The organism is Kribbella sp. NPDC020701 (genome assembly GCF_055562215.1).
In genome coordinates this window covers 1-1555 of record NZ_JBVHFT010000064.1, presented here as the reverse complement: position 1 = coordinate 1555, position 1555 = coordinate 1, and the positions used below count along the sequence as shown (strand labels likewise).

1 protein-coding gene is annotated in these 1555 nt (G+C 69.8%); it reads left to right on the top strand.

The window, feature by feature from the left end; genetic code table 11:
* Nucleotides 1-243: 243 nt before the first annotated feature.
* A complete protein-coding gene (locus tag ACZ3HV_RS44520) occupies nucleotides 244-1506 on the top strand; it encodes an IS110 family RNA-guided transposase (RefSeq protein ID WP_465693948.1) in 1263 nt (420 codons plus the stop codon).
* Nucleotides 1507-1555: the final 49 nt, after the last annotated feature.

The following is a 1555-nucleotide window of genomic DNA, read 5'->3' as shown; positions in this document are numbered from 1 at the left end:
TGGTCACTAGGGCACCATCCTTGCTGTGGGCACCGATACGGTGCCTGCTGTTGGGACTCGGCGGCAGCCGGGGTGACGGTCTGAGTTGGTCGCTCGTTGAGGGCCTCCATGACACCACCGCCCCTGGCTGTCCCGAGGCCGTGGACTGGCAACAGGGAGACGCGCCGCAGAGCGCCGGTTAGTGACCACCCAGGTGCCGGCCTCGTCGCCGCCGGGTCGTCGCTGCCACCGCAAGGAGTCGTGTTGTCTGCTGCTGTGTCTGCTGGTCTGCCGCCCGCGCAGTTGTTCGCCGGGCTGGACTGGGCCGCCGAGATCCACGCCGTGTGTGTGATGGACCCTGCCGGGAAGATCGTCGACCGGTTCACCATCGCCCACACCGCCGACGGGATCGCGATGCTGATCCGCCGGCTGGGCAAGCTCGCCGAGCCCGGTGACGTACAGATCGGGATCGAACGTCCCAACGGCCGGCTGGTCGATCTGCTGCTCGAGGCCGGTCACCCGGTCGTGCCGGTCTCGCCGAACGCCATCAAGGCCTGGCGCGACGGCGAGGTGCTGTCCGGGGCGAAGTCCGACGCCGGCGACGCCGCCGTGATCGCGGAGTACCTGCGGTTGCGGCAGCACCGGCTGCGCGTGGCCACGCCATACTCCGACGACACCCGCGCCCTGCGGACGGTCTCGCGAACCCGCACCGACCTGGTCGACATGCGCGTCGCCGCGGTCAACCAACTCGCCGCACTGCTGGACGACCACTGGCCCGGCGCCAAAGCCATCTTCGCCGACCTGGAATCGCGGATCGCCCTGGAATTCCTCACCCGCTACCCCACCCCGAACAGTGCCGCGCACCTCGGCGAGAAACGCCTCGCCCAGTTCTGCACCAGCCGCGGCTACTCCGGCAAGAAACCCGCCGCCGTACTCCTGCAACGCCTGCGGTCGGCCCCGGCCGGCACCACCGGCCCCGCCCTCACCACCGCGCTGCGCGACGCCGTGCTCGCACTCGTCGACGTGATCAAAGCACTCAACGCCGCCACCAAGAACCTGAACAAGTCGACCGCCGCCCGGCTCGGGGAGCACCCGGACGGCGAGATCTTCACGTCGCTGCCAAGGTCGGGTCAGATCAACGCCGCCCAGATGCTCGCCGAGTGGGGCGACTGCCGCCAAGCCTACGAGCACCCCGACTCCGTCGCCGCACTGGCCGGCTGCACCCCCGTCACCAAAGAGTCCGGCAAACACCGCGCCGTGCACTTCCGCTGGGCCTGCAACAAACGCTTCCGCGTCGCCCTGACCACCTTCGCCGACAACAGCCGCCACGCCAGCCCCTGGGCCGCCCACATCTACAACCAGGCCCGCCAAGCCGGCAAAGACCACCCCCACGCCATCCGCATCCTGGCCCGCGCCTGGATCCGCGTCATCTGGCGCTGCTGGCACAACGGCGTCGCCTACGACCCCGCCAACCACGGCGCCGCAGCCACACTCAACCACCGCACAGCCACTCCATCTGCCGCATGAGGTTGACACAGGGAGTGTCATGGGGCCTCCCGGCCTGGACTGAGGAGCG